This window comes from Nocardia sp. NPDC005978 (assembly GCF_040614455.1).
Taxonomy (GTDB): Bacteria; Actinomycetota; Actinomycetes; order Mycobacteriales; family Mycobacteriaceae; genus Nocardia.
Window position 1 is genome coordinate 1 of sequence record NZ_JBEXUS010000120.1, and the last position, 23,756, is coordinate 23,756.

Genomic DNA, 23,756 nt, shown 5'->3' on the forward strand with positions numbered 1-23,756 from the left:
TGGCGATCATCTCCGCCACCGCGGCCGCTTCCTCGACCGGGCAGTGCACGATCACTTCGTCGTGCTGGAAGAACACCAGCTCGGCGCGCAGCCCGGCCGCGTTCATGGCGTGCCGTACGCCGGCGAGCACGAGCAGCATCCAGTCCGCGGCACTGCCCTGCACCACGAAATTGCGGGTGAAGCGGCCGCGGGCGCGCGCCTGGCTGCCGTACCGGCCGCCGTCACCGGCCGGTTCCGCGTCGTCCCCGGCCGTCGCGGTCGGAGTGCTGGTGCGCCCGAACCAGGTTCGTACCAGGCGGCCCTGTTCACCGGCGGCGGCCGCGTCGTCCACGTAGGCCACCGCGGCCGGATAGCGCCTGCGCAACTCGGCCATGTGGGTGAGCGCGTCACCCGAGGTCTGCCCGTAGATCGCGCCCAGCATGGCGATCTTGGCCTGGGCGCGATCGCCGCCGAAGGCGCGCGCGGCCAGGTCCGCGTACAGATCCTCCCCGCGTCCGGCCACCTCCATGAGCCCGGCGTCACGTGAGATCGCCGCCAGCACGCGCGGTTCCATCTGATCCGCGTCCGCCACGACGAGGGTCCACCCTGGATCCGCGCGGATGGCCCGCCGGACGACCTTCGGAATCTGCAGTGCGCCACCGCCGTTGGTGGTCCATCGTCCCGTCACCGTGCCGCCCGGAAGATACTCGGGGCGGAACCGCCCGTCGCGCACCCACTGCTCGAGCCAGGACCACCCGTGCGCGGTGTACAGCCGGTACAGCGATTTGTAGGCCAGCAGCGGCGCGACGGCCGGGTGATCGATCTCCTGGAGCTCCCATTTCCTGGTGGAGGACAACAGGATTCCGGCACGGTTGAAGGCTTTGATGATGTCGGCGGGCAGATCGGGCCGCACCCGCACACCGGCGCCGAACGCGTGCGAGACCTCCTCGGCCAGCTCCGCCATGCGCCGCGGCTCCGAGTTCCCCGAGAGCCGTTCCCCCAGCATGTCTTCTAGCAGTTCGCGATGCACGTCGGCCCGCCACGGAATACCCGCGCGCGACATCTCGGCCGCGACCAGCATGCCCGCCGATTCCGCGGCCAGCAGCAGCCGCATGCGGTCCGGGAATTCGGCGCGGGCGGTGCGCGCGACCTGTCCGGCGTAGACCTCCAGCAGGGCGCTGAACTCGTCCGTTCCCGAGGGCAGCGGGGTGGGGCCGGATTCGAACAGCGAGGGCTGTGTGTCGGCGGCCCGCACCGGCGCGTCAGCGGGGACGGGCAGGTTGTGCAGGCGCGCCCAGGCCGCTGCCAAGGAGCGGGCCTGCCCCGATTGGCCCTGCTCGTGCCCGATCAGCAGTGACTCCGCGGCCTCCACGTCGTAGCAGCGCGCGACCCGCACACCCGCCGCCAACAGCTGCCGATAGATGTCGGCGGTCGAACGCCACACCCACCGCACCACCTCCGGGCGCGAGGACACCGCGTCCGCCAGCGACGCCTCCTCCAGAACGGACCCGGCCGGACGACCGTCCGGGCCGAGTGGGCACAGCCGCGCACCACCCTCACTCGTACGCGCCACGGCCCACCTCATGATCAGGAGTCTTTCAGCGGCCACCGACATCACCGCTGAGCCCACGCGTCGTGTCTCGATACGCCGGGGATGCGCACGTGCAGGGCGTCGGGGGCGAGGCCGCCCGCGAGCGAGGGTGCGGGCGCTGACCAGGCCACCGGGTCGAGGGCCGTACAGCCGCCTTCGACTCGCCCACTCGCGGTGGATGGCGACTCCCACACAGCAATCCGGGTCGGTTCGACGGCTCCCCGTGACAAGGTTGCGAATCGATAGCCATTTCGGGCGAAGGGTGGTGACCGCAACCGTGATCGCCGCCGATCAGCCCCCGGTTTCCGCCGGGACACGGGCGAACTCGCAGGTAGACGGCCCCCGCGCCGACTGGCTACCGTGGCACATCATGGTTGCCGACCTCCAGCCCCGACCCCGCGCGAGCCGGTGAGTTCAGCCGGGATTCGCGCGGGTAGCCCCCGCCTCGCCGACTTCGCCGCCTGGGTGAGCGCGGGCGGCTGGCGCGACCTGATCCGCATGGCGGCGGTCTGCACCGCCGCCAGCACCGCCGGGCTGGCGATCATGATGCCCATCAGCACGGGCTGGTTCGACGCTCAACCCCAGCAGGTCGACCTCATGATCCGCAGCGTGCCGCGCGCGATGGAGGCCGGCGCGGTCGTGGCGGTGCTGGCCACGGCCGCGATCGTCAGCCTGAGCAGCAGCCGCACCGCCTGGGCCGCCACCACGGTGGCCATGCTCGGCATTCTCGTCAATCACGCGGGCCTGCCGTGGGTCGACATCGATTCGCTGACCACCTTCAATTTCATCGACTCCCTGTGGGCGGGAGTGATTCTCGGCTCGCTGTTGCCCGTGGTGTGGCAGCAGGCGATCACCGCGGGCGCGTATCTGTTCGGTTGTCTGGCGTCGAACATCATGGGCGATCTGGTGCAGTCGCCCGCGGTCACCGGTCCCGCCGACGAGTTCGAGGGCATGCTCGGGGGCGCGCCGCCGCTCTGGCTGATCGTGCTGTCGCTGGCGCTGATCGCGGCGACGGTGCTGATCCGCGGTCATCTGACGCCGCTACCCGGCCCGGTGCTCATCTCGCCGCTGGCGCCGATCATCTCGAGCGTGGTCGTGGTGCTGACGATCGCGATCGCCTCGCGCTGGCTGGCCGATGCCGGTCATCGCACCACGGTGATCGTCATGGCGGTGGCGCTGGTGATCATCGGAGCGATGCTCGCGGCGTTGCTGCTGCCCGGGCGCGACGGCGTCCTGGTCCTGCTCATGGTCGCCTTCTCCACCGCCGCCAGCGCGGTGATCACCCTGCCGCGCCCGTGGTGGGCCGACCCGCTGATCGTGGCGGCGACCGCTCTAGGGCTGCTGGCCGGATGGCGTCACCCGCGCCCCTACCTGGGCGTCGCCGCCTCGGGCGCACTCTCGGCGGTGGCGGCGGTGCTGGCCATGACCGTGGGCGCGAGCGTTCCCGGGGCGGTTTTCGGCGTGGTGGCTATCGGCCTGATCGGCGGCTACAACCTGACCTCCGCGCTCCCCACCCGGGCCACCAGCGCGATAGTCGCGATCGCGGTGCTGTTCGTCCCCGCCGCTTCGGCCGGTCTGCGCGGCCGTTCCTTCGGCCGGGTCAGTTACTCCCCCCAGTGGTATCGCCTCTCGACCATCACCCCCGAGCCGGCCGCCGGCTGGGCCTCCCTGGCGATAGCGATCGGCTGCGCGGCCGGCATCCACCTCCTGTACCGGTGGCGCAAACCCGCCCCCGCCCTCGAGCTTCATCCCGAATCCGCGGACAGCTCCGCGTAGATCCGATGCGCGTCCGCGACGGCCATCCGCCCGAACTCGAGCACATCCCGCCTGCGCGCCGGCCGATTCCGGTACAGCGACCGCGCCGAGTTCCCCCGCCGCAGCCGCAAGGCTTCCGCGGCGACCCGATGCCACCGATCGGGAAACGCCCGCGTGATGTATTCGGCGGCACCGCTTTTCGAGGTGATACCACCGGTCGCGATGGTGTGGTGCAGGCGCGCGATGCCGGTCACGGTCCACACCGTGCCGTAGTCGGCGAGTAGTCCCGCGCCCCGGGCGCTGAACAACCGATCCGCCCGGTCGAGCCCCGCGGCCCAGTACTCGTCGAGATTCGCGTTCTGCCGGGCGGCCAGGACCGCGGGATCGGTCCGGAGGTCGAAGTCGCCGATCGCGGGGCCGCGCAGCACGACACCGTGATCGGCGAGCGTCTGCCATGTGACCGGATTGCCTTTGCCCGCAGCGGCATTCACCCGCAGGACACCTTCGAGGCTCACCGGTCCGCAGACGGCAGCGTCCGCGCCGGCCGCGAGATCGCCCCAGGTGAGGTAGATCCCGTCGAAGAACGGCCGCTTCCGCAGCTGCCGGAGGCGAGTGTGGATCGCCGCCAGGGCCGCGGTCGCCTCGGCGTCGAGCGGCCGGGAGGTCACCGCAACGAAGTCGATATCGCTGGCATCGGGCTGGAAATCGTCCAGCGCCACAGAGCCTTCCAGATACAGGCCCTCGATCGACACGGGCAGTTCACTGTCGGCCAGGGCGAGGAAAGTGGTGACGGAGTCCAGGACGATCGGGGGAACCGGCATGGGTCCGAGTCTGCCGCACGCGGATATTCGGTGTCGGTTCGCGAGGTCAGCGGCGATACTCGGGGCAATCGACCGGGAGGGTGTGTGTGATGGGTGAGCCGAGTGACCTGATGCTGGAGGGTGTGGTCGGGTCGTTCGCGTACGGGTTGAACACCCCGGACAGTGACGTCGACTACCTCGGTGTCTACGTCGAGCCGACGCGGACGTTTCTTGGGTTGCATCCGCCCACGCGGGACCGGGGAACGCGGCAGGGGCGGGACGGCGCGGACGCCACCTATCACGAGGTCGGTAAGGCGATGGGGTTGATCCTGGCGTGCAACCCGACGGTGACCGAGGTGTTGTGGCTGGACGACTACATCGTCGCCACCGAGTTCGGGACCGAGTTGGTGGGTTTGCGGTCGAGTTTCCTTTCCGCGCAACGGGTTCGGCACGCCTACTTCGGGTACGCCATGGCGCAGTTCCGGCGCATGCTGCACCGGCGCGAGACCCAGGGGCTGGGTGACAAGCGGCTGGCCAAGCACGCCCGGCACTGCCGCAGGCTGCTGTGGCAGGGCTACGAGCTGTACACCACCGGCGTGCTGCCCGTCCGGCTGCCGGATCCGGAACCGTATTTCGAATTCGGCAGGCAGATGCTGGACGAGTCCGGGGACGCCGCCGCCAAGGCACTGCTGGCCGAGTACGAGGAGAAGTTCGACAGCGCCGTCTCGGCGTTGCCCGAACGCCCGGACGAGGCCCCGCTGGAGGACTTCCTGCAGCGGGTGCGCCGGGCACATCTGGACGCCCGGCCCGGCTGAGCAGAACGGACACCGCGCAGCACCGCCCGCGCACGCCCGGCGCGGTCGCACCGCGCCGGGTAGGGCCTCACATGCCGCGCTGGAAATGCCTGCTGCGCATCGCGTCCGTCCGATGCGGGGTGACGCTGTCCAGGAACGAGGTGATCCGCCCCAGCAACGGCCCGAGCCGGCGCGGGCGGTCGATGATCGCGTCACAGATGACCTGTGCACCCTGCTCCGGGGTCAGGGCGAGCGCGTTCTGATAGAGCGGGTTGGGCGCGATCATCGGCGTGCGGACCAGCGGCATGTAGACCGAGGTGAAACGCACGTTCTCGGTGAGGGTTTCGACCTGCAGGTTCGAGGTCAGCGAATCCAGGGCCGCCTTGGAGGCCACGTACGCGCCGTACCCCGCTCCGCCGAACAGGTTCGCCACCGACAGCACGCTCACGACCTGCCCCGACCGGCGTTCGCGCATGCCGGGCAGCAGCGCGAGCATGAGCCGGGTCGGGGCGAAATAGTTGAGCCGCATGGTGCGCTCGTAGTCGTGGAACCGGTCGTACGACTCGTCGAGCCGACGCCGAATGGACCGCCCCGCGTTGTTGACCAGGATGTCCACTCCCCCGTGATCGGCCAGCACCTGCGCGGCCATGGCGTCGAGGGCGTCGAAATCGCCGAGGTCACACGGGTATACGGCCGCCTTGCCGCCCTGACTCTCGATCAGCGCGGCCACCTCCAGCAGTTCGGCCTCGCGGCGCGCGACGAGCGCCACGGTCGCGCCCGCCGCCCCGATCCGAATGGCCGCGGCCCGCCCGATGCCCGAGGACGCGCCGGTGATGAGCACGGTCCGGCCCGCCACCCGATCCTCGAGTGTGTGCCGGCGGCGCAGCCGATCCACGTTCACCTGGGTGTCGAGACCGTGCTTGATCAGGGTGGCGAGCTCACCGAATCCATACATAGTGATGAATGCTAAGTTATATAACTAGTGATGTAAATTGGCGGGCATGGACGCCGCCAACCTGCACCTCATCGCGCGACGCCTGCGTTCCATCGCCTTCACCGCGACCGGCTCGACGGGTAAGCGGCGCTTTCCCCCGAGCGAGTACGCGGTGATCGAAGACGTTGCGCTGCACCCCGATTCCTCGATCCGCGACATCACCGAGCGAACCGCCATCGTGCAGAGCCTGGTCTCGCGGATCGTGGCGCGCCAGCGCGAGCACGGCCTGCTGCGCACCGCCCCCGACCCGGCCGACGGCCGCCGGGTACTGGTCAGCGTGGATCCGGTGATCTTCACCGAGGTGTTCAAGACACGCGGCCGCGAGCCGATCGACGCCGCATTGGCCGCCGAACTGCCGAAACTGGCTCCGGCGCAACAGAAACGCATCGTGGAACTGCTGGACGAGCTGGCGGGGCTGATCGGCGGAGCCGGCCCCGAATCCCGCGACGACTCCTGATCCGCGCGGACTCACACGTCCCGGTGCACCTCGAGCGCGAGCCCCGAGATCAGCTGTTCGATCACCGAGCGAATCGCCGGGGTATCGGCCTCGATGTCATCGGAGTTGGCCAGGCACTGCGCCGCCTCGTCCAGCGCGCCCACGATGATCAGCGCCAGCGGCCGCACGGGCTGGCGGCGCACCCGCCCCGCCGCCATGGCTCCGGCCAGCGCGTTCTCCACCAGTCCGATGGTGTGCCGTAACTCGATCTCGCGCCACAGTTTCCAGCCCAGCACCGCGGGCCCGTCCAACAGCGCGATGCGACGCACCTCGGGGGCGGTGGAGGCCTCCAGCCACGCCAGACACCCCACGATGAGCCCGGCCAGCGGATCGGCCGCCCGCGCGCGGCCCACCGCGGCGCCGATCACCTGGACCAGATCTCGTTCGAGATCCTCGAAGACCGCCTCGAAAAGCTCACGCTTCTCGCTGAATTGGTGATAGAGCGCACCCCGGCTGACCCCCGCCGCCTCGGCGACCGCCACGGTGCTCACCGCCCCGTATCCGTGCTGCCCGAACAACTCCCGGGCAGCGCGAACCACGGCCTCGCGGGTGGCGGCCGAGCGTTCGGCTTGGGTGCGGCGGTCAGGGTTCATGGCGACGTCGAAGTCTAGGGCAAGCCCGAATCCCGTTTCGACGCAAGGCTCGCGGCCCTTGACCGGCCCCCGCGCCGTCCGGGAACATACAGTCATCCTGTTTGTATCTTAGAAGGACGTCACATCATGTCCGATGCCACCAAGGAACTGTTCGAGCGTTACCACGCGTGCTGGGCCGATCACGACCCGGACCGTATCGCCGAAATGCACACTCCCGATTCGATTTTCCACCTGCACTCGGGCAGCGAACCCGCCCGCGGCCGCGCGGAGATCCGAGCCTCGGCCGCGGGCACCTTCGCCCTGGTCCCCGACCTCACCTTCACGCAGGTCAACCTGCGCGTCGGCGCGGACTTCTGGGTGGTCCAGTGGAAACTGACCGGCACCTCGGTCACCGGCTCGCCGGTCGATGTCGACCTCGCGGACTTCGTGGTGGTTCGCGACGGCGCGGTCCTGGAGAAGCACTCGTACGTCGACGGCGTAGCCATGCAGGCCGCGCTCGCGACGCCCGCCGAGGTCTCCTGACCGGTCCCCGAAGGCCGATCGGACGGCGATCGGGCACGCGGGCGCACGCCGCCGCGATGCCCGGTCGCCGTTCCCGTTTCGGGACAGAACGCCCACGGGATTGCGATCAGCGTGATTTCCACACTGTGGAAAGAGTGTTGATTCGGCCCGGACCGGTTCGCAGAGTGGATCGATGTTGTTGTCGTCCGAGGTGCGAAGGTCGTGAGGGTCGTGTCGGCCAGTAGTCGAGTTGTCGCGTGACTTCCTGCCCGCAGGAAGAGAAGCCGGTCGAGGTGAGTTCGCTACGGCCGCTGTTGTTCACCGTGTACGTGCCCGCCGCGGCATACGGGGTCGGAATGGGAGCCGCGGCGCCGGTCATGACCCTGACCGCACTGGATCTGGGCGCCTCGCCCGCGGTGGCGGGGTTGACCGTCGCGCTGGTCGGGCTCGGTCAGATCATCGGGGACATCCCGGCGGGGCAGGTCGTTTCCCGTCTCGGGGAACGGCTTTCGATCGTCGGGGCGAGTACCGCGGGGGTGCTCGGGGTGCTGCTGTGTCTGCTCGCGCCGAGTGTGCCGGTGCTGTGCGCGGGGCTCATCGTGGTCGGGTTGTCCAATGCCATCTGGGGCTTGGCGCGCATGAGCTATCTGTCCGAGGTGATTCCGTTCGACCGCCGGGCGCGGGCGATGTCCTTGTTCGGCGGGGCCATGCGGCTGGGGTTCTTCATCGGGCCGTTCCTGGGCGCGGCGGTGATCTTCGGGGTGGGCACCCGGGGCGGGTTCGTGGTGCAGCTCGTGGCCATCGCGCTGGCGGGATACCTGATGGCGCGCCTGCCGGACCCGGACTCGGGGACGAGCCGCGATGCCGCGCAGCCGCCGCTGTCGCTGCTCGGCATCGGGCGCGCGCACCGCACGCTGCTGCTCACCCTGGGGACCGGCTCACTGCTGATGGGCGCGGCGCGGGCCTCGCGGGAGGCGGTGCTGCCGCTGTGGGCCGATCACCTGGGCACCACCGCCGCGACCGCGAGCCTCATCTACGGCATCGGCGCGGGCCTGGACGTGCTGTGCGCCTATCCCGCGGGGCATTTGATGGATCGCTACGGCCGCCGCTTCATCGCGGTGCCGTCGCTGGTGATCCTGGGCCTGGGGTACCTCGCGGTGCCGTTCACCGATACCGCCCTGACCCTGACCCTGGCCGCGGTCGTCATGGGCGTGGGCAACGGCATCGGCAACGGGGTCATCATGACCATCGGCGCGGACGTCGCCCCGGCCGCGACCCGCGCCGAATTCCTCGCGGCCTGGCGACTCACACACGATTGCGGATTCTTCGTGGGGCCCTTGGCGATCAGCGGATTGGTCGCCGTCGCGCCATTGGCGGTGGCGGTGCTCTCGATCAGTGCGATTTCGATGCTGGGCGCGGTGGCGATGGCGCGCTATATACCCGTCTATATTCCGTGGCCGCGACGGGCGGCGCGAACCCCCGGCGAACAGTTCGGCGCCGTCGGCGGAACGGCCTGACGTTCTTGAAATCTCCGCGATGCCAACCATCGACTGGCGATCGCGAGTGCTCGAATCTCTTTTCAACGCACTGCGAATGCGCGCTGCGGAATTACCGAGGGAAGGTTTCACCATGAGAGCCCGCAATAGATTCTTTGCGAGCGCGCTGGTCGCGGCGACGGTCTCGATGCTGCTGACCGCTTGCGGCGGAGAGGATCTCCGCGAATCCGGCGGCGTGCCGGTGCTGCGTTACCAGGGCTGGGCCTCACAGGTCACCATTCCCGAATTGGCCGAGAATCTCGGCTTCTTCGACGGCAAGGTCAAGCTGGAGTGGCAGGGCAACACGATCAGCGGTCCGCAGGACGTGCAGTCCGCCGCGACCGGCCAGGTCGATTTCGGCGGCGCGTTCGGCGGCGCGGTGGCCAAACTCGCCCAGGCCGGCGCCGGGATCACCGCGGTGATAAACTACTACGGCTCGGACGAGAAGACCTTCACCGGTTTCTACGTTCCCGAGAACAGCCCCATCCGGACCCCGAATGACTTGCTGGGCAAGAAGATCGGCGTGAACACCCTCGGCGGGCAGGCCGAGGCGGACGTGCACACGGCGCTGAAGAAGAACGGCCTGAGCGAGGAGCAGATCCGGTCGGTGCAGCTGGTGGTGCTGCCGCCCCCGAACACCGAGGACGCGGTGCGGCGCGGACAGATCGACGTCGCGGGCCTGAGCGGGCAGTTCCAGCAGCGCGCGCTCTCGAACGGCGGATTGCGCCCGGTCTTCACCGATTACGAGCAGTTCGGCCCGTTCAACGGCGGCCAGTACGTCTTCCGCAACGACTTCCTGGCCAAGAACCCCGAGGTGGTGGAGGCGTTCGTCGGCGGCATCGCCAAGGCGATCGAGTGGCAGAAGACCACGCCCCGCGAGCAGGTGATCGACACGTTCACCCGGATCATCAACGACCGCAAGCGTTCCGGCGAGGACGCGTCCTCGGTGAAGTACTGGCAGTCCGTGGGCGTCCCGTCGGCCAACGGCGTGATCTCCGACATCGACTTCCAGCGCTGGGAGCCGTGGCTCCGCGACACCGGCGCGGTCACCGGCGCACTCGACGTCGCGAAGCTCTACACCAACAAGTACAACCCGAACGCCCCGAAGTAGTAGGCGGCGCACCATCGGGCCCCGCGGTACGCCGCGGGGCCCGATCTCGTGTCAGGACGGCGCGTTCACCCGCGCGCGCAGTCCCTCGGCGAACGCGCGAGCCGCGGCCAGGTCCGCGGCGTCGGGACGGCCCTTACGAATCCCGCCCACCAGCTTGAACGGCAGATACGTGTCGAACGCCCGGCACGAGAACGTGTCGAGCACCTCGAATCCCCTGCCCTCGAGCTGCCGGACCAGCGGCCGGGAGAAGCGCTGCGGCCCGGCATCGGCGAACCCGCTGGTGGCGAAGACGAACGCGCGGCCCGGCCGCTGCGGCAGGGTGTCGATGAAGCCGCGCAGGTCGGCGTGGAACGACCCCAGGAAGATGCCCGAGCCGAAGCCCACGAGGTCGTGATCCGCCAGTTCTGCCGCGTCGATGTCGCCGGGCGCGACCACGCGGGCGTCCAGCACCTCCCCGAGGACGGCGGCGACCCTGCCGGTGTTGCCGTGTGAGACCGACGTGCACACGATGATGGCCTTCAAGTGTTTCCCCTCCAACTGTCTCGAACGTGCCTGCGATACAGCGAACTTCGTGGTCGAAGCTCCCCTCCACCGTTCAGCAGTTCGAGCGCGGGCACAACCCCGGCCCGAGACGGCGATGACCCCGTACCGCGACGTTGCGGTACGGGGTCATCGATGTTCGGGGGCCGGGCAGAGCCCGGCGAAAGCCTCGTCGGAGGCCCGGCGGGCGCCTCGTTAGAGGTAGGCGCCGCAGTGCGGCCAGGCGCCGACGCCCTGGCCCGCGAGCACGTTCTCCGCGACGCGGATCTGCTCTTCGCGGCTGGCGTTGGCGGCATTGCCCGCGCCGCCGTAGGCGTTCCAGGTGCTCTGGGTGAACTGCAGGCCGCCGTAGAAGCCGTTGCCCGTGTTGGCGGCCCAGTTGCCGCTGCTCTCGCACTGTGCGACGGCGTCCCAGTTGCCCGAGGCCGCGGAGGCGGTCGAGGTGCCGACCGCGAACGGAACGGCGGCGAGGATGCCGGTGGCGGCGGTGGCGACGAGCATGCGGGTGCTGAACTTACGAGTCATAGGGGGATTCCTGGCCTGCGCCCATCCGGCCCGCGCTCCGAGCTTGTGCTGCGGGTCCCCGTCCCCAGGGAAGTCGATGGCACTGCGAACCGCGGGACGGGGTTGCCGATGTTCGGCGGTTCGAGTTCGGGCTTGGCGTTGATCCGAGCCGAGAACGACCGTAACGGAACAATCACGACTAATCACGGGGTGATCACGACGGGTTGACAAATAGATCTCGGACGAACTCACGGCATTTTCGCAGCGCAATTCGGACGCAGCATTAATTACACGCGTTGTATTCACCGCAGAATTTGTGACGGAGACCACTCGAAAATCGTGATGCCGATCGCGTAATGAAAAATATTTTCGGACGATCGGTCGCTTTATCGGGGAGTTCCATACCCTTTCCGACCTGCTGGAATCCGGCTGCACGGAACCATTGCCCCCGGTCAGAAGCATGTAAATAGTGCTGGGGACACCGTTTCGGTCTCGCAGGAGGAAGCATGAGCCCCGAGGAACCGCGCTCCGGCGCCCGCGCAGTCGACCGTGCCGTACAGGTCCTGAACTGCTTCGAGGGCGACGATCCAGAGCTCTCGCTCAGCGAGCTGGCCGCCCTGGCGGATCTGCCCGTGAGCACCTCGCACCGGCTCGCCCAGGCGCTGGTGCGCGGCCGCCTGCTCGAACAGGACCCCACGACCGACCGCTACCGGGTCGGCCAGGGCCTGGCCGCGCTGGCCCGGCCCGCGCTGGCCCGCCTCGGCCTCGAGTCGGCGGCGCCGCACCTGTACGCCCTGGCCGCCGGCATCCGCATCACCGTGAGCGTGAGCGTGGCCGAGGACCGCGACGCCGTCACCGTCTTCCAGGCCCGCCCGCCCGTGCTCTTCTGCAACAACCAGGTGCCCCGGGCCCGCCAGCCGCTGCGCGCGAGCGCGGTGGGACACGCGCTGCTGGCCTACGCGCCCACCGGCACGGTCGCCGAACAGGAGCGCGCCGCCGAACAGGAGTCGCGACGGCGGGATCGGCAGCGCCCGACGCTGCTGCACTCGGATCTGGACCGGGTCCGGCGCACCGGGTTCGCCTCGGAGATCCTGGACACCGCCGACCCCATCCGCGCCATCGCGGTGCCCATCGTCGGCTCCGACCGCCGGGTGCACGGTGCGCTCGCGGTGCAGGCGCGCTCGGCCCGCCTGGACGCCGATCTGGTGCGCAGCATCGTCCCCGCCATGCGCATCGCGGCCGGGCGGATCGGACCGCTTTTCCAAAATGGCGGCGACACAATGGATTCCGATCGGCAATTAGAATCACGCTGATTTCCACATCGTGAAATGGCGGTTGCTCCCCCGGCGGGCCCGCCGCCACCATGAGTTCCATTCCGATCTGCCGATTCCGCACTCTCCCAAAGGGCCTGGAATGACTTCGCACACCCCGCTCACGCGCCGCCGGGCCGTGGATCTCATGCGCCTCGCGCCCGGTGCCTGTCGGCCCTGATCGCCATGCCCGTACTCCGCCATGCGACAGCCGATTTCACCGAAAGATTCATCCATGTTCTCATCGCTCCGACCACCGCGCGTGCTGCGCACCGTGGCCGCCGCGCTCACCGCGGCAGCCGTTCTCGCGACGGTGACCGCCTGCGGCAGCTCCGAACCCGCCACCACCGCCGACGGTAAGACGGTGCTGCGGTACCAGGGCCAGACCGGCCAGGTGACCCCGTTCGAACTGGCCGCCGATCTCGGCTACTTCAACAAGATCAGCCTGCACTGGGAGGGCGACACCACCAGCGGTCCGGCCAATATCCAGGCCGCGGCGACCAAGCAGATCGAATTCGGCAGCGCGTTCAACGGCGCGGTCATCAAACTCGTCGCCGGCGGCGCGCCGGTCACCTCGGTGCTGTCGTCGTACGGGGCCGACGACAAATCCTTCACGGGCTATTTCGTGAAGGACGATTCCGGCATCACCTCCGCGCGGGATCTCATCGGCAAGAAAGTCGGCGTCAATACCCTTGGCGCACACCATGAATTCGTTACCCGGGAATGGCTGCACCGGCAGGGTCTGAGCGCGGCGGAGATCAAGCAGGTACAGCTGGTCGTGCTGCCGCCGGCCAACACCGAGGAGGCGCTGCGCAACGGGCAGATCGACGCCGCGGCCCTGGGCTCGATCTTCCGCGACAACGCGCTCGAGCGCGGCGGCATCCACCCGCTGTACACGGACAAGGATCTGTTCGGCCAGTTCGACTACGGCACTTACGTTTTCCGCAAGGACTACGCCGAACAGCATTCGGACGCCGTCGCGGACTTCGTGCAGGGCACCGCGCGCGCCACCCGCTGGCTGCAGGTCACCCCGCGCGACGAGGTGCTGAAGAAGTTCGAGTCGATCATCTCCCAGCGCGGCCGCAACGAGAACGTCGCACTGCTGAAGTACTGGCGCAGTTCGGGCATCCCGGTGCCCGGCGCGGTGGTCGAGGAGCGCGAATTCCAGGTCTGGCTGGACTGGCTGGTGCGCAACGGCGAACTGCCCGCGGACAAGTACGCGGCCAAGGACCTGTTCACCAACGAGTTCAACCCGTACAGCAATGGCACCTACCCCGCCACCGGCGGGCCGAGCGGCGAAGCGGTGGCGGCGAAATGAGCACGGCGGTGAAGCTCGCACTCAGCGAAGTGCGAAAGGAATTCCCGATTCGCGGGACACGGGAGTCGTTCACGGCGCTCGAGGACATCAGCGTCGAGGTCCGGGACGGGGAGTTCCTGGTCCTGGTCGGGCCCAGCGGCTCGGGCAAGTCGACGCTGCTCGATCTGCTCGGCGGACTGACCACGCCGACCTCCGGGCAGATTCTGCTGGACGGGAAGCCGATCGCCGGGCCGGGCCTGGACCGGGGCATCGTCTTCCAGCAGTACGCGCTGCTGCCGTGGCGCACCGCGCGCACGAATATCGAATTCGGATTGGAAGCCAAGGGAATTCGGCGCAAGGAGCGCCGTGCCATCGCCGAGCACTACCTCGAGCTGGTCGGGCTCGGCGCGTTCGGCGACCGGTATCCGCACGAGCTGTCCGGCGGCATGAAGCAGCGCGTGGCCATCGCGCGCAGCCTCGCCTTCGATCCGGAGGTGCTGCTCATGGACGAACCGTTCGCGGCCCTGGACGCGCAGACCCGCGAATCCCTGCAGGACGAACTGCTGCGCATCTGGAAGGCCACCGGCAAGACGATCCTGTTCATCACCCACGGCATCGACGAGGCCGTGTACCTCGGGCAGCGGGTCGCGGTGCTCACCTCCCGGCCCGGCCGGGTCAAGGCCGTGGTCGACATCGACCTCGATCGGGACGGCGATCCGGACGTGCGTTCGAGCGAGCGCTTCCGCGAAGTCCGGCACCACATCTGGTCGCTCCTGCACGACGAGGTCGCGCGGGCCCAGGATCTCGAGCAGGCCGCCCTGGCGGGCGCCGATCGGAGGAACACCCATGTCTAGCGCGATACAGATCGCCGAGAGCCCGGTCCGCTTCGAGCCCGGCACCGCCGCCCCGCCCGCGACCCCGGCGCGCGCGAGCGGCCGGGAGACCGGAATCCGCCTGGCCCGCACCGCGGGCCACCTGCTGTGGCGGGTGCTCAAGCCCAGCGTCGTCATCGCGCTGTTCCTGGTGTTCTGGGAGGTGGCGCCGCGGGTCGGCATCGTGGATCCGGTGTTTCTGCCGCCGTTCACCACCGTGGTCGACGCGGGTCAGGAGCTCATCCGCTCGGGTCAGATGGCCGAGCACGTGAGCGCGAGTCTGTCGCGCTCGCTGGCCGGCTTCGCCATCGCGCTGGTCGCGGCGGTGCCGGTGGGTGTGGCCATCGCCTGGTATCGCCCGGTCGCGGAGTTCTTGAGCCCGTTCCTGGAGCTGTTCCGCAACACCGCCGCCCTGGCGCTGCTGCCGGTGTTCGTGCTCATCCTGGGCATCGGCGAGACCTCCAAGGTCGCGCTCGTGGTGTACGCCAGCTTCTTCCCGATTCTGCTCAACACCATCAGCGGCGTGCGCACGGTCGATCCGCTGCTCATCAAATCCGCTGTCTCGCTCGGGTTCTCCCCGGTGCCGCTGTTCGCCAAGGTGGTGCTGCCCGCGGCGGTGCCCGCCATCTTCACCGGTATCCGGATGGCCGCCTCGGCCTCGATCCTGGTGCTCATCGCGGCCGAGATGGTCGGGGCGCGAGCGGGTCTGGGCTACCTGATCACTTCGGCGCAGCAGAACTTCCAGATCCCGGCCATGTACGCCGGCATCGTCGCCATCTCGCTGGTCGGTCTCACCTTCAACGGGTTGATCGTGCTGCTCGAGCGCAGGCTCTCACGCTGGCGCGTGCAGGCCGATCACTGACCCTTTCCGTCGAAAACTTCTCCGGAGGAACACTCTTCATGTCCCGCAAGCCGTTCCACATCAATGCCTTCCTCATGGGCGTCGGTCATCACGAGGCCGCCTGGCGGCATCCGCGCACCGCCGAGCATCAGGTGCTGGACGTCAAGCACTTCCAGGAACTGGGCCGCATCGCCGAACGCGGCAGGCTCGATTCGGTGTTCTTCGCCGACGGGCTGGCCGTGGGGCCGCGCATCAAGCGCAACACCCTGGCGGTGTTCGAGCCGGTCACGCTGCTGGCCGCCATCGCGAGCGCCACCGAGCACGTCGGGCTCATCGCCACCGCCTCCACCACCTACAACGAGCCGTTCAACCTGGCCCGCAAGTTCGCCTCGCTGGACCACATCAGCGGCGGCCGGGCGGGCTGGAACATCGTCACCTCGGGCAACGAGGAGGAGGCGTTCAACTTCGGCTACGACTCGATTCCCGAGCACGCTCGCCGCTACGAGCGCGCCCAGGAGTTCGTGGACGTGGCCATCCAGCTGTGGGACAGCTGGGAGGACGGGGCCATCGTGCTCGATCCCGAGGCCGGGGTGTTCGCCGACCCGGACAAGGTGCACACCATCGACTATCGCGGGGACCGGTTCCAGGTCCGCGGGCCGTTGAACTCCCCGCGCAGCCCGCAGGGGCGGCCGCTGCTGGTGCAGGCCGGATCCTCGGAGAGCGGAAAGGAATTCGCCGCCCGCTACGCCGAGGCGGTGTTCACCGCGCAGCGCACTCTCGAGGAAGGCCAGGCCTTCTACCGCGACCTCAAGGCGCGCCTGACCAAGTTCGGCCGTTCGGCCGACGAGCTCAAGGTGCTGCCCGGGCTGGTGCCGTTCATCGCCGACACCGAGGAAGAGGCGCGGGCGCTCGAGCAGGAGTTCACCGACCTCATCTCCCCCGACTACGCCCTGCGCCAGCTCTCCACCCTGTTGGGCATCGACCTCACCGAACACGCGCTGGACGCACCGCTGCCGCCGCTGCCGGACGAGAGCGAGATCGAGGGCGGCAAGAGCCGGTTCACGCTGGTCAAGGAGCTCGCCGAGAAGGAGGAGCTGACCGTGCGCCAGCTCATCGGCAAACTCGGCGGCGGGCGCGGGCACCGGACCCTGGCCGGTACACCCGAGCAGATCGCGGACGATCTGCAGACCTGGTACGAGCAGGGCGCGGCGGACGGCTTCAACATCATGCCGCCGTACCTGCCGGGCGGGCTCGAGGACTTCGTGGACCGGGTGGTGCCGATCCTGCAGGAGCGCGGGCTCTTCCGCACCGAGTACACCGCCACCACGCTGCGCGGGCACTACGGGCTCGAGCCTGTGGAAAGCCAGTTCGCGGTTCGCACCGACATTCAGGCCACCGCCTAGTAACCGGGGGGGCATGCGCACAACGCATGTCCCCCATCTTTTTTCGAGAACGAAGGGCACGATTATGACCACTGTCTCCGAACCCACCGTCACCGAAACCGGCGTCACCGTATCCGCCGGGTCCTTCCGCGTCGTTCCCGTCGCCGGGCATATCGGCGCGGAGATCACCGATGTCGATCTGCGCGGGGAGTTCACCGCGGACCAGGTCGCCGAACTCACCGCGGCCCTGCACGAGTACAAGGTGCTGTTCTTCCGCGACCAGCAGATCGGGCACGCCGAGCAGATCGCGTTCTCGCGGCTGTTCGGCGCGGTCACCCCCTCGCACCCGTACGACGACGACGCGCCGACCGAGTACCCGGAGATTCTGGCCGTGGACAGCCGGCTGTACGAAAAGCGTTTCGGGGTGCGCAAATTCAGCTACACCAACTACTGGCACACCGACGTCTCCCCGCTCGTCAATCCGCCCGCGGCGTCACTGCTGCGCGCGGAGATCGCCCCCGAACGCGGTGGTGACACGCACTGGACGAACCTGGCCGCCGTCTACGCCGGACTGCCCGATTCGCTCAAGGCGCTGCTCGACGGGCTGCGCGCCGAGCACCGGTTCGGCGGCAAGAACCCGGCCTGGGACTCCGAGAGCGACTACGCCAAGAAGGTCGCCAAGGCCCCGCTGGTGACCGAGCATCCGGTGGTCCGGGTGCACCCGGTGACCGGGGAGAAGATTCTGTTCGTCAATCCCGGGTTCACCACGCGCATCGTGGGTTTGAGCCCGCGTCAGAGCGACGCGCTGCTGGACCTGCTGTACGCGGAGCTGGCCGATCCCGCGTACACCGTCCGATTCCGCTGGGAGCGCGGCAGTCTCGCGTTCTGGGACAACCGCGCGACCGCGCACCTGGCCCCCAGCGACCTGAACCACCTCGACGTCACCCGGGTGCTCTACCGCACCACCCTGGAAGGTGAGGTGCCGGTCGGCGTGGACGGCGAGCCGTCACGCTCGATCAGCGGGGCGAAGTTCGTGGGCAACGCGGGGGCGCCGGAGCACGACGCGGCCTGACGCGCCCGCCGAGAGAGACCGTGGTCCCGGTACCGGAGTCGTCCGGCACCGGGACCACGTGCGTTTGGATCCGGACGGTGCTCACCGCCACCGCGGCGAGCACCTCTATCCTTGCCACGAGCCGGGAACTATTGGGGTGAAGTGGGAACCTGTTGACAAAAGATGCAGCTGGAGAACAGGTTTCACGAACCGAGACGGTTCCCGAGCCCGCCGTCAGGTCACTCCGCCTACGGCGAATCATCTGGATACTGACCATGCTCGCGCTGTTCGGGACAGGGTGCGCCATGGTCGCCGTGGACGAGAACCGCTACTACCGAATCGATTTCGTCACCGGATGGATCTGGCTGACCAGCTGGACACTCTCGTTCGCGCTCCTGGGAGCCTTCGCATCGCGACTGGCCCGCCGCCGCGCGAAGCTCTTGACAAGTCTCTCACTATGCCTCTGTCTTCTGATTTTTCCCGTGTGGTGGCTCGCGCTGCGCGGGTCCGATTGGAGCAACGCCACCCCCGATTCCGAAAACGAGACCGTCCTGCCCAGCCCCTACGGCCGTGTCGAGGTGGTCCTGGAGAACTATCGCAATTTCTTCGACCCATCCTGTCGAGTCTGGCTTCGCGAACCCGACGGCCTGTTCGCCCGTCGAATCCTGATCTGGCAGGAGGTCAGATCCAACTGTCCTCGCGTCGCGTTCCCTGACAGCACCACCGTCAGCCTCACCCCACTCCACGGCGGGCCGACACAGACCACCACTTTCGACCCGGACCGTATGCGGGTGACCGGACCTTCGCCCCGCTGACGATGTCGACGGCGTCGTTCGATCCGAACGGCGCAGCGCTATCGCCACCCGGGCGCCATCACGTGGCGGCTCAGGAGCTCGAGGACGCGACCTAGCGGCCCAGGGGGCGGCCCGGGGGCGGGGGTTGCTGCCACCGCTCGTCACCCTGCGGGGGTTCCGGGCGGCGCGGCGGTTGCTGCTGGGGATCGGGACCGCGCAGCGGCTGTTGCTGGGGCGGCGCGTCCTGGCGCTGCCCGAGCGCCTCCGGATCCGGGAACACCGGCTGCTCGGCCCGGGGACGCGGCGCCGACGGCAATCCCGAGGGATCGGCCGGGGCGCGCGCATCGGCTTCGGCCGCGCGCACCGCGCGTTCGGCCGCCGGGTCGGTCGCGGTGTCGAACCAGTCGGCTACCTCGTCGGCATCGTCCTCGGGGCGTTCGGCGGCGGTGTCGTCCGGGGTCGGCTGATAGCGGAAGGTGCCGTCCTCGCCCTGGGTGCCGAAGTTGCGGGCGAAGCCCTCGAGGGCCTTGCCGAAATCGCTGGGGACGAGCCATACCTTGTTGGCGTCGCCCTTGGCGACCAGCGGCAGGGTCTGCATGTACTGGTAGGCCAGCAGCTCGGGAGTGGGTTTGCCGCTCTTGATGGCGGCGAACACCTTCTCGATGGCCTTGGCCTGGCCCTGGGCCTGCAGGTAGGCGGCGGCGCGCTCACCCTGGGCACGCAGGATGCGCGATTGCCGCTCACCCTCGGCCGAGAGGATCGACGCCTGCTTGGAGCCCTCGGCGGACAGGATCGCGGCCTGCTTCTGACCCTCGGCCGTCTTGATCGACGCCTCGCGCTGGCCCTCGGCGGTCAGGATGATCGCGCGCTTCTCGCGATCGGCCTTCATCTGCTTCTCCATCGACTCCTGGATCGAGGGCGGCGGATCAATGGCCTTGAGCTCGACGCGCGAGACGCGCAGACCCCAGCGGCCGGTGGCCTCGTCGAGCACCCCGCGCAGCTGACTGTTGATCTGATCGCGGGAGGTGAGCGTCTCCTCCAGGGTCATGCCGCCGACCACGTTGCGCAGGGTGGTGATGGTCAATTGCTCAACGGCGGCAATGTAATTGCTGATCTCGTACACCGCGGCCTGGGGACTGGTGACCTGGAAGTAGACCACCGAGTCGATCTGCACGGTCAGGTTGTCCTGGGTGATCACCGGCTGCGGTGGGAAGGACACCACGCGTTCGCGCAGATCCACTTTGGCCCGGACCCGATCGGCGAACGGGACCAGGAACGTGAGCTGGCCCGAGACCGTGCGCGAGTAGCGGCCCAGCCGTTCGATGACGGCGGCCTCGGCCTGCGGCACCAGCGCCACCGATTTGAAGATCACCACCACGACCAGCAGGATTAAGACCAGGGCGACTATGAGTACAGCCATCTACGGCCCCTTCCAAACGACGACGTGCGCGCCATCGACCCGCATGACATAGACGGTTGTTCCTTCCGGATAGCTTTCCTGCGCGTCGAAGGGACGCGCGCTCCAGACATCACCGTCCAATTTCACTCGCCCGCCGTGCTCGTCCACCGTCTCGAGCACCTTCGCGGACTTCCCCGGTAGTGCGTCCATGCCGGTCGGCGTGGTGGGGGGACTCGCGTAGCGCCGCAAGAGCATCGGGCGGACGAGCAGGAGCAGGGCGACGGCGGTGACGCCGAAGATCACGGCGTCGACCACGATGCTCGTCCCGGCCACCGCGCTCACCCCCGCCGTGACGAGCGCCGCGCCGCCCAGCATGAGCAGCGTCAGTTCACCGATGAGCATTTCGGCCGCCGCGAGGAGGAGCCCCGCGACCAGCCACACTATTGCGGCCACACACCCACACTAAACCTTCCGGCGCGCTGTGGCCTGAGATCGACAACCTCGCACCCCCGGGCACCCTCGATCCCGGGACACGTCGCGCCCGCCGCCCGGCGCCGATCTTCGCGAGTCGCCGCGCCCGCGCACTTGCGCTGCGCCGCAGCGCGATTCGATGCCGATTCGGCATGACTCGCGATGCTTGTCCGCTATGTCACAACAGATTTGACCGATTCACCCCCGCAACGCGCCGTGTCGCAGCACCGCCCAGCCGCCGCGGCACCGGTACCGTCGATCGAATGAGCGGGCGCGACAGCTACGGCGGTGACATCTTCAGCGGGCACGCACGGAACCGCAAGCGTGAGATTCCGAAGGTCGCGGCCGAACGCGATCTGGTGGTGGAGGACGCGGCCTCCGGATTCTGCGGTGCGGTAGTGGGTTTCGACCGCACCTACGACGGAGATTTCGTCAAGCTCGAGGACCGTGCCCGGCGGGTGCGGTTGTTCGCCATGCGCGAGGCGGCCTTCCTCATCGACGGCCGGCCGGTGACCCTGGTGCGCCCGGTCGCCGCCGCGCCGAAACAGCCCACCCGTTCGGCGTCGGGGTCCACCCGGGTGGTCGATCACAAGGCGCGGGTGGCCCGGGCCAGCCGTATCTGGGTCGAGGGCGTGCACGATGCCGCCCTGGTCGAGCGGGTGTGGGGTCACGACCTGCGCGTGGAGGGCGTCGTGGTCGAGCAGCTCGAGGGGCTCGACCACCTGGCCGCGCGGCTCACCGAGTTCGCGCCCGGGCCGGGCGCGCGCGTGGGGGTTCTGGTCGATCACCTGGTGACCGGCTCCAAGGAGACCGGGCTCACCACCGGACTCGGACCGCACGTGCTGGTCACCGGGCACCCCTACATCGATGTGTGGCAGGCGGTCCGGCCCGCCGCGGTCGGCATCGCGGCCTGGCCGGAGGTGCCGCGCGGCGAGGATTGGAAGACCGGCATCTGCCGCCGCCTCGGCTGGGGTACGCCGCAGGAGGGATGGCGGCGCGTCTACAACGCGGTCGAGTCGTTCCGGGATCTGGAGACACCGCTCATCGGGGCCGTGGAACGACTCATCGATTTCGTCACCGAACCGCAGTAGCGCACCGCGCCGAAATCCGTGCGCACCCGGACATCGGTTTCCGCACCGAACCGTAGTAGCCCGCCAGTTATCCTCGTAGGCATGAGTAGCCCGAGTGCCACATTGACCGTGTGGGCCGGTTCCTGGGTCGCCGGCCGCAGCGCGCCCGACGATGTGCTGGACGCGCTGCGCGTGTGGGCCACGCGACAGAGCGTGGCCGCGGGCGACCCGGTCACCGGCGGTCACACCGGGTTACCGTGGGCCGACGACGAGAGTGCCGAGACCGCGCCCGGTGCGGGGATCATGGTGCTGCTCAAGCTCATTCGCGAGGCGACCATGTCCCCCGAGGCACAGGTCCGGCTGGTGCTGCCCATTCCCGGCGATGTGCGCGGACTGCCGGTGGGCACCGAATTCGCCGCCGCGGCAACCGAAGCCGGGGAGGGGCTGTACGTCGGCGCGCCCGGCACCCGGGGCACCGGACTGGTCCCGGTCTGGACCGACGACGACGCCCTGCAGTGGCGGGTCTACGCCACCCCCATCCCCTTCGCCACCGAATCCGAGATGCCGCTCGGGGAGGCCGAATACACCATGCGCCAGGCCGTGCGCGACGCCGCGGACGCGCTGCAGCAGCTGCACACCACGCGCGTGGACTCCAACGGCCCCAGCCCCCGCGATCTCATCGAGGACGAGCTCGCCGCCTACTCCCAGCACGGCTATCCGGACTCGCTCCCCCTGCGCGCCCGCCGCATCCTCGACACCGCCGATCAGGTGGCCGCGATCCTGACCGTCGCCGAACGCGCTCCGGCCTCGGCCCCGGTCTCCGGCACGGCGATAGCCGCCCAGGAGTCCCTGCTGCGCCCGCTGTGGAACGCGATCCGCGCGGCCCGCCTGGCCGCGGTCCACGCCCGGGATTGATCCGGGATCGATACCGGCGTCGCGGCGGACTCGCGGGTGAGCCGGTCCGGCGAACCCCGAGGCGTTGCGGGGGTGCTCGATTCGATGCGGCGCTGCTCGATTCGATGCGGCGCACAGCCACGCGGCCGCCACGGTTCAGACGAGAATCGACGGCGGCGTCGCCGAATTCGTGTGCCGCCCGCCCCGCCGCGGCACTCCGGTCCAGAAGGTCACCGATCGCCGGTTCGAACGAGCGGTATCGACACCGTCCGGATCCGATACCCGCGGGGCAGCAGAGGATGGTCACACCTTCGGCCGGCACATCCTGGTGCCCGCCCTCGGAACCGGTGCGCGCACACCCTCGAATGCGTCCACCGCGGCAATGCCGTCCACGACCTTGCCGAACATGGTGTACCCGAAGCTTTCCCGGCCCGAATCCGCGGCTTCGGCCATGGCGACGTTCGCCCGTGCCGCTTGCCGCCGGCCGATCAGGGCCGGGTCGTCACACCGCCCATCCCACACGGTGTGAGGCGGGGACGAGGGCGACCGAACCGCGCGGCAAGAACAGACCGGCGTGCGCGAGATGGGGTGTGCGGCCGGATGATCCGAATGGGTGGTTTACGGCCGATGCGGACAGCGAGTTCGGCGGCCCGGGCGATGTGGTTACGTTCACAGGGCGGACGGCGGACCGGTCAGCGTGTCGTGCACGACGCGCCGCGATGGCCCCCGCGTCACCCGGCGCTGGACGTGCGCGCCGAGAGGGTGCGCACCGACGGTGGCCGGGGCAGCGATCGATCTTTCCTGTACAGGGCGCGGCACGACCCCGCTCGAGCGCGCCGGTGCGATAGTCCGGCCTCCTACCCACCCGCGCGGTTACCCGCAAATGTGGTCTCGGCGAATCCACTTCGGGCGGGCCCGGGGTGGATTGACAGGCTTCGTGCGCGGCGATAGCGTGCCGCTGAATGGTTGCCGGTCGGGTGACCAGCAAGTGAAGGCTGGGTTATCACCCAGGCGGCAGGTCGGGCAGGGTCAATGATTTCCCAGGTCGAATCGTATACACCACCCTTTGGTTCCATTCGGCATCGAATCTCCTCGGTAGCCAATAGTGAACTGCCTCACCCGCGGTCGATCCCCGCCGGCGCCGACCACCCGGCGGCCGCGTGACCGCGCCCGCGATCCCGC

Annotated in this window: 24 protein-coding genes; 15 read left to right on the forward strand and 9 right to left on the reverse strand. The window is 69.1% G+C overall.

All coding sequences use genetic code 11. The features are described 5' to 3' along the window. Nucleotides 1-1,564 (reverse strand): bifunctional 3'-5' exonuclease/DNA polymerase (locus tag ABZ319_RS34230; RefSeq protein ID WP_354990697.1); only part of this gene is annotated, 1,564 nt, incomplete at its 3' end. Between the two features lie 414 nt (nucleotides 1,565-1,978). On the opposite strand from ABZ319_RS34230, the gene ABZ319_RS34235 reads away from it, so the two are divergent. After that, nucleotides 1,979-3,346, forward strand: coding sequence for a hypothetical protein (locus tag ABZ319_RS34235; RefSeq protein WP_354990698.1), 1,368 nt, complete (start codon nucleotides 1,979-1,981; stop codon nucleotides 3,344-3,346). On the opposite strand, the gene ABZ319_RS34240 is transcribed toward ABZ319_RS34235, so the two are convergent. After that, nucleotides 3,316-4,146, reverse strand: a complete 831-nt coding sequence (locus ABZ319_RS34240) for an aminoglycoside adenylyltransferase domain-containing protein (protein WP_354990699.1) — start codon at nucleotides 4,144-4,146, stop codon at nucleotides 3,316-3,318. The genes ABZ319_RS34235 and ABZ319_RS34240 overlap by 31 nt on opposite strands. A gap of 89 nt (nucleotides 4,147-4,235) precedes the next feature. Between ABZ319_RS34240 and ABZ319_RS34245 the strand changes: the two genes are divergently transcribed. After that, complete coding sequence (locus ABZ319_RS34245; protein ID WP_354990700.1) at nucleotides 4,236-4,940, forward strand: nucleotidyltransferase domain-containing protein; 705 nt, start codon at nucleotides 4,236-4,238, stop codon at nucleotides 4,938-4,940. A gap of 67 nt (nucleotides 4,941-5,007) precedes the next feature. Here the strand turns inward: ABZ319_RS34245 and ABZ319_RS34250 are convergent, their stop codons facing one another. After that, a complete protein-coding gene (locus ABZ319_RS34250; RefSeq protein WP_354990701.1) occupies nucleotides 5,008-5,874 on the reverse strand; it encodes an SDR family NAD(P)-dependent oxidoreductase in 867 nt (288 codons plus the stop codon). Between the two features lie 46 nt (nucleotides 5,875-5,920). On the opposite strand from ABZ319_RS34250, the gene ABZ319_RS34255 reads away from it, so the two are divergent. Continuing rightward, entirely contained in the window at nucleotides 5,921-6,370 is a 450-nt protein-coding gene (locus ABZ319_RS34255; protein ID WP_354990702.1) for a MarR family transcriptional regulator, read from the forward strand. 11 nt (nucleotides 6,371-6,381) lie between these two features. On the opposite strand, the gene ABZ319_RS34260 is transcribed toward ABZ319_RS34255, so the two are convergent. Next, on the reverse strand, nucleotides 6,382-7,002 hold the full coding sequence (locus ABZ319_RS34260; RefSeq protein WP_354990703.1) for a helix-turn-helix domain-containing protein: 621 nt from the start codon (nucleotides 7,000-7,002) through the stop codon (nucleotides 6,382-6,384). A 126-nt stretch (nucleotides 7,003-7,128) separates the two neighbouring features. On the opposite strand from ABZ319_RS34260, the gene ABZ319_RS34265 reads away from it, so the two are divergent. From ABZ319_RS34265 to ABZ319_RS34275, 3 genes are all read left to right on the forward strand, one after another. Next, nucleotides 7,129-7,524, forward strand: coding sequence for a nuclear transport factor 2 family protein (locus ABZ319_RS34265; protein WP_354990704.1), 396 nt, complete (start codon nucleotides 7,129-7,131; stop codon nucleotides 7,522-7,524). A gap of 236 nt (nucleotides 7,525-7,760) precedes the next feature. Then, complete coding sequence (locus ABZ319_RS34270; protein WP_354990705.1) at nucleotides 7,761-9,020, forward strand: MFS transporter; 1,260 nt, start codon at nucleotides 7,761-7,763, stop codon at nucleotides 9,018-9,020. A gap of 112 nt (nucleotides 9,021-9,132) precedes the next feature. Continuing rightward, a complete protein-coding gene (locus ABZ319_RS34275) occupies nucleotides 9,133-10,149 on the forward strand; it encodes an ABC transporter substrate-binding protein (protein WP_354990706.1) in 1,017 nt (338 codons plus the stop codon). 51 nt (nucleotides 10,150-10,200) lie between these two features. Here the strand turns inward: ABZ319_RS34275 and ABZ319_RS34280 are convergent, their stop codons facing one another. Together ABZ319_RS34280 and ABZ319_RS34285 are read right to left on the reverse strand one after the other, a co-directional pair. Beyond that, nucleotides 10,201-10,671 (reverse strand): flavodoxin family protein, encoded by a 471-nt coding sequence (locus ABZ319_RS34280; protein ID WP_354990707.1) that lies wholly within the window; start codon nucleotides 10,669-10,671, stop codon nucleotides 10,201-10,203. A 213-nt stretch (nucleotides 10,672-10,884) separates the two neighbouring features. Further along, nucleotides 10,885-11,214: a transglycosylase family protein gene (locus ABZ319_RS34285; RefSeq protein WP_354990708.1), complete on the reverse strand. Its 330-nt coding sequence runs from the start codon at nucleotides 11,212-11,214 to the stop codon at nucleotides 10,885-10,887. A gap of 485 nt (nucleotides 11,215-11,699) precedes the next feature. Here ABZ319_RS34285 and ABZ319_RS34290 point away from each other — a divergent pair, with 485 nt between their 5' ends. From ABZ319_RS34290 to ABZ319_RS34320, 7 genes are all read left to right on the forward strand, one after another. Then, nucleotides 11,700-12,506 (forward strand): helix-turn-helix domain-containing protein, encoded by an 807-nt coding sequence (locus ABZ319_RS34290; RefSeq protein ID WP_354990709.1) that lies wholly within the window; start codon nucleotides 11,700-11,702, stop codon nucleotides 12,504-12,506. Nucleotides 12,507-12,738: 232 nt separating this feature from the next. Beyond that, nucleotides 12,739-13,821, forward strand: a complete 1,083-nt coding sequence (locus ABZ319_RS34295; protein WP_354990710.1) for an ABC transporter substrate-binding protein — start codon at nucleotides 12,739-12,741, stop codon at nucleotides 13,819-13,821. Beyond that, entirely contained in the window at nucleotides 13,818-14,654 is an 837-nt protein-coding gene (locus ABZ319_RS34300) for an ABC transporter ATP-binding protein (RefSeq protein ID WP_354990711.1), read from the forward strand. Before ABZ319_RS34295 ends, ABZ319_RS34300 begins: the two co-directional genes overlap by 4 nt. Then, entirely contained in the window at nucleotides 14,647-15,534 is an 888-nt protein-coding gene (locus tag ABZ319_RS34305) for an ABC transporter permease (RefSeq protein WP_354990712.1), read from the forward strand. The genes ABZ319_RS34300 and ABZ319_RS34305 overlap by 8 nt, the downstream gene beginning before the upstream one ends. 38 nt (nucleotides 15,535-15,572) lie before the next feature. Continuing rightward, nucleotides 15,573-16,916, forward strand: coding sequence for an LLM class flavin-dependent oxidoreductase (locus tag ABZ319_RS34310; RefSeq protein ID WP_354990713.1), 1,344 nt, complete (start codon nucleotides 15,573-15,575; stop codon nucleotides 16,914-16,916). Nucleotides 16,917-16,980: 64 nt separating this feature from the next. After that, entirely contained in the window at nucleotides 16,981-17,967 is a 987-nt protein-coding gene (locus ABZ319_RS34315; RefSeq protein WP_354990714.1) for a TauD/TfdA family dioxygenase, read from the forward strand. Nucleotides 17,968-18,221: 254 nt separating this feature from the next. Then, on the forward strand, nucleotides 18,222-18,761 hold the full coding sequence (locus tag ABZ319_RS34320) for a hypothetical protein (protein WP_354990715.1): 540 nt from the start codon (nucleotides 18,222-18,224) through the stop codon (nucleotides 18,759-18,761). A 91-nt stretch (nucleotides 18,762-18,852) separates the two neighbouring features. Here ABZ319_RS34320 and ABZ319_RS34325 read toward each other — a convergent pair whose 3' ends face one another. After that, nucleotides 18,853-20,160: an SPFH domain-containing protein gene (locus tag ABZ319_RS34325; protein ID WP_354990716.1), complete on the reverse strand. Its 1,308-nt coding sequence runs from the start codon at nucleotides 20,158-20,160 to the stop codon at nucleotides 18,853-18,855. After that, the gene (locus ABZ319_RS34330; protein ID WP_354990717.1) at nucleotides 20,161-20,592 is read right to left on the reverse strand and encodes an NfeD family protein; all 432 of its coding nucleotides are present in this window, start codon (nucleotides 20,590-20,592) and stop codon (nucleotides 20,161-20,163) included. It abuts the gene before it with no gap. Nucleotides 20,593-20,873: 281 nt separating this feature from the next. On the opposite strand from ABZ319_RS34330, the gene ABZ319_RS34335 reads away from it, so the two are divergent. Together ABZ319_RS34335 and ABZ319_RS34340 are read left to right on the forward strand one after the other, a co-directional pair. Further along, nucleotides 20,874-21,701: a DUF3097 domain-containing protein gene (locus ABZ319_RS34335; RefSeq protein ID WP_354990718.1), complete on the forward strand. Its 828-nt coding sequence runs from the start codon at nucleotides 20,874-20,876 to the stop codon at nucleotides 21,699-21,701. An 81-nt stretch (nucleotides 21,702-21,782) separates the two neighbouring features. Further along, entirely contained in the window at nucleotides 21,783-22,595 is an 813-nt protein-coding gene (locus ABZ319_RS34340; RefSeq protein ID WP_354990719.1) for a hypothetical protein, read from the forward strand. 282 nt (nucleotides 22,596-22,877) lie between these two features. On the opposite strand, the gene ABZ319_RS34345 is transcribed toward ABZ319_RS34340, so the two are convergent. Then, nucleotides 22,878-23,027, reverse strand: a complete 150-nt coding sequence (locus tag ABZ319_RS34345) for a hypothetical protein (RefSeq protein ID WP_354990720.1) — start codon at nucleotides 23,025-23,027, stop codon at nucleotides 22,878-22,880. Between the last annotated feature and the right edge of the window lie 729 nt (nucleotides 23,028-23,756).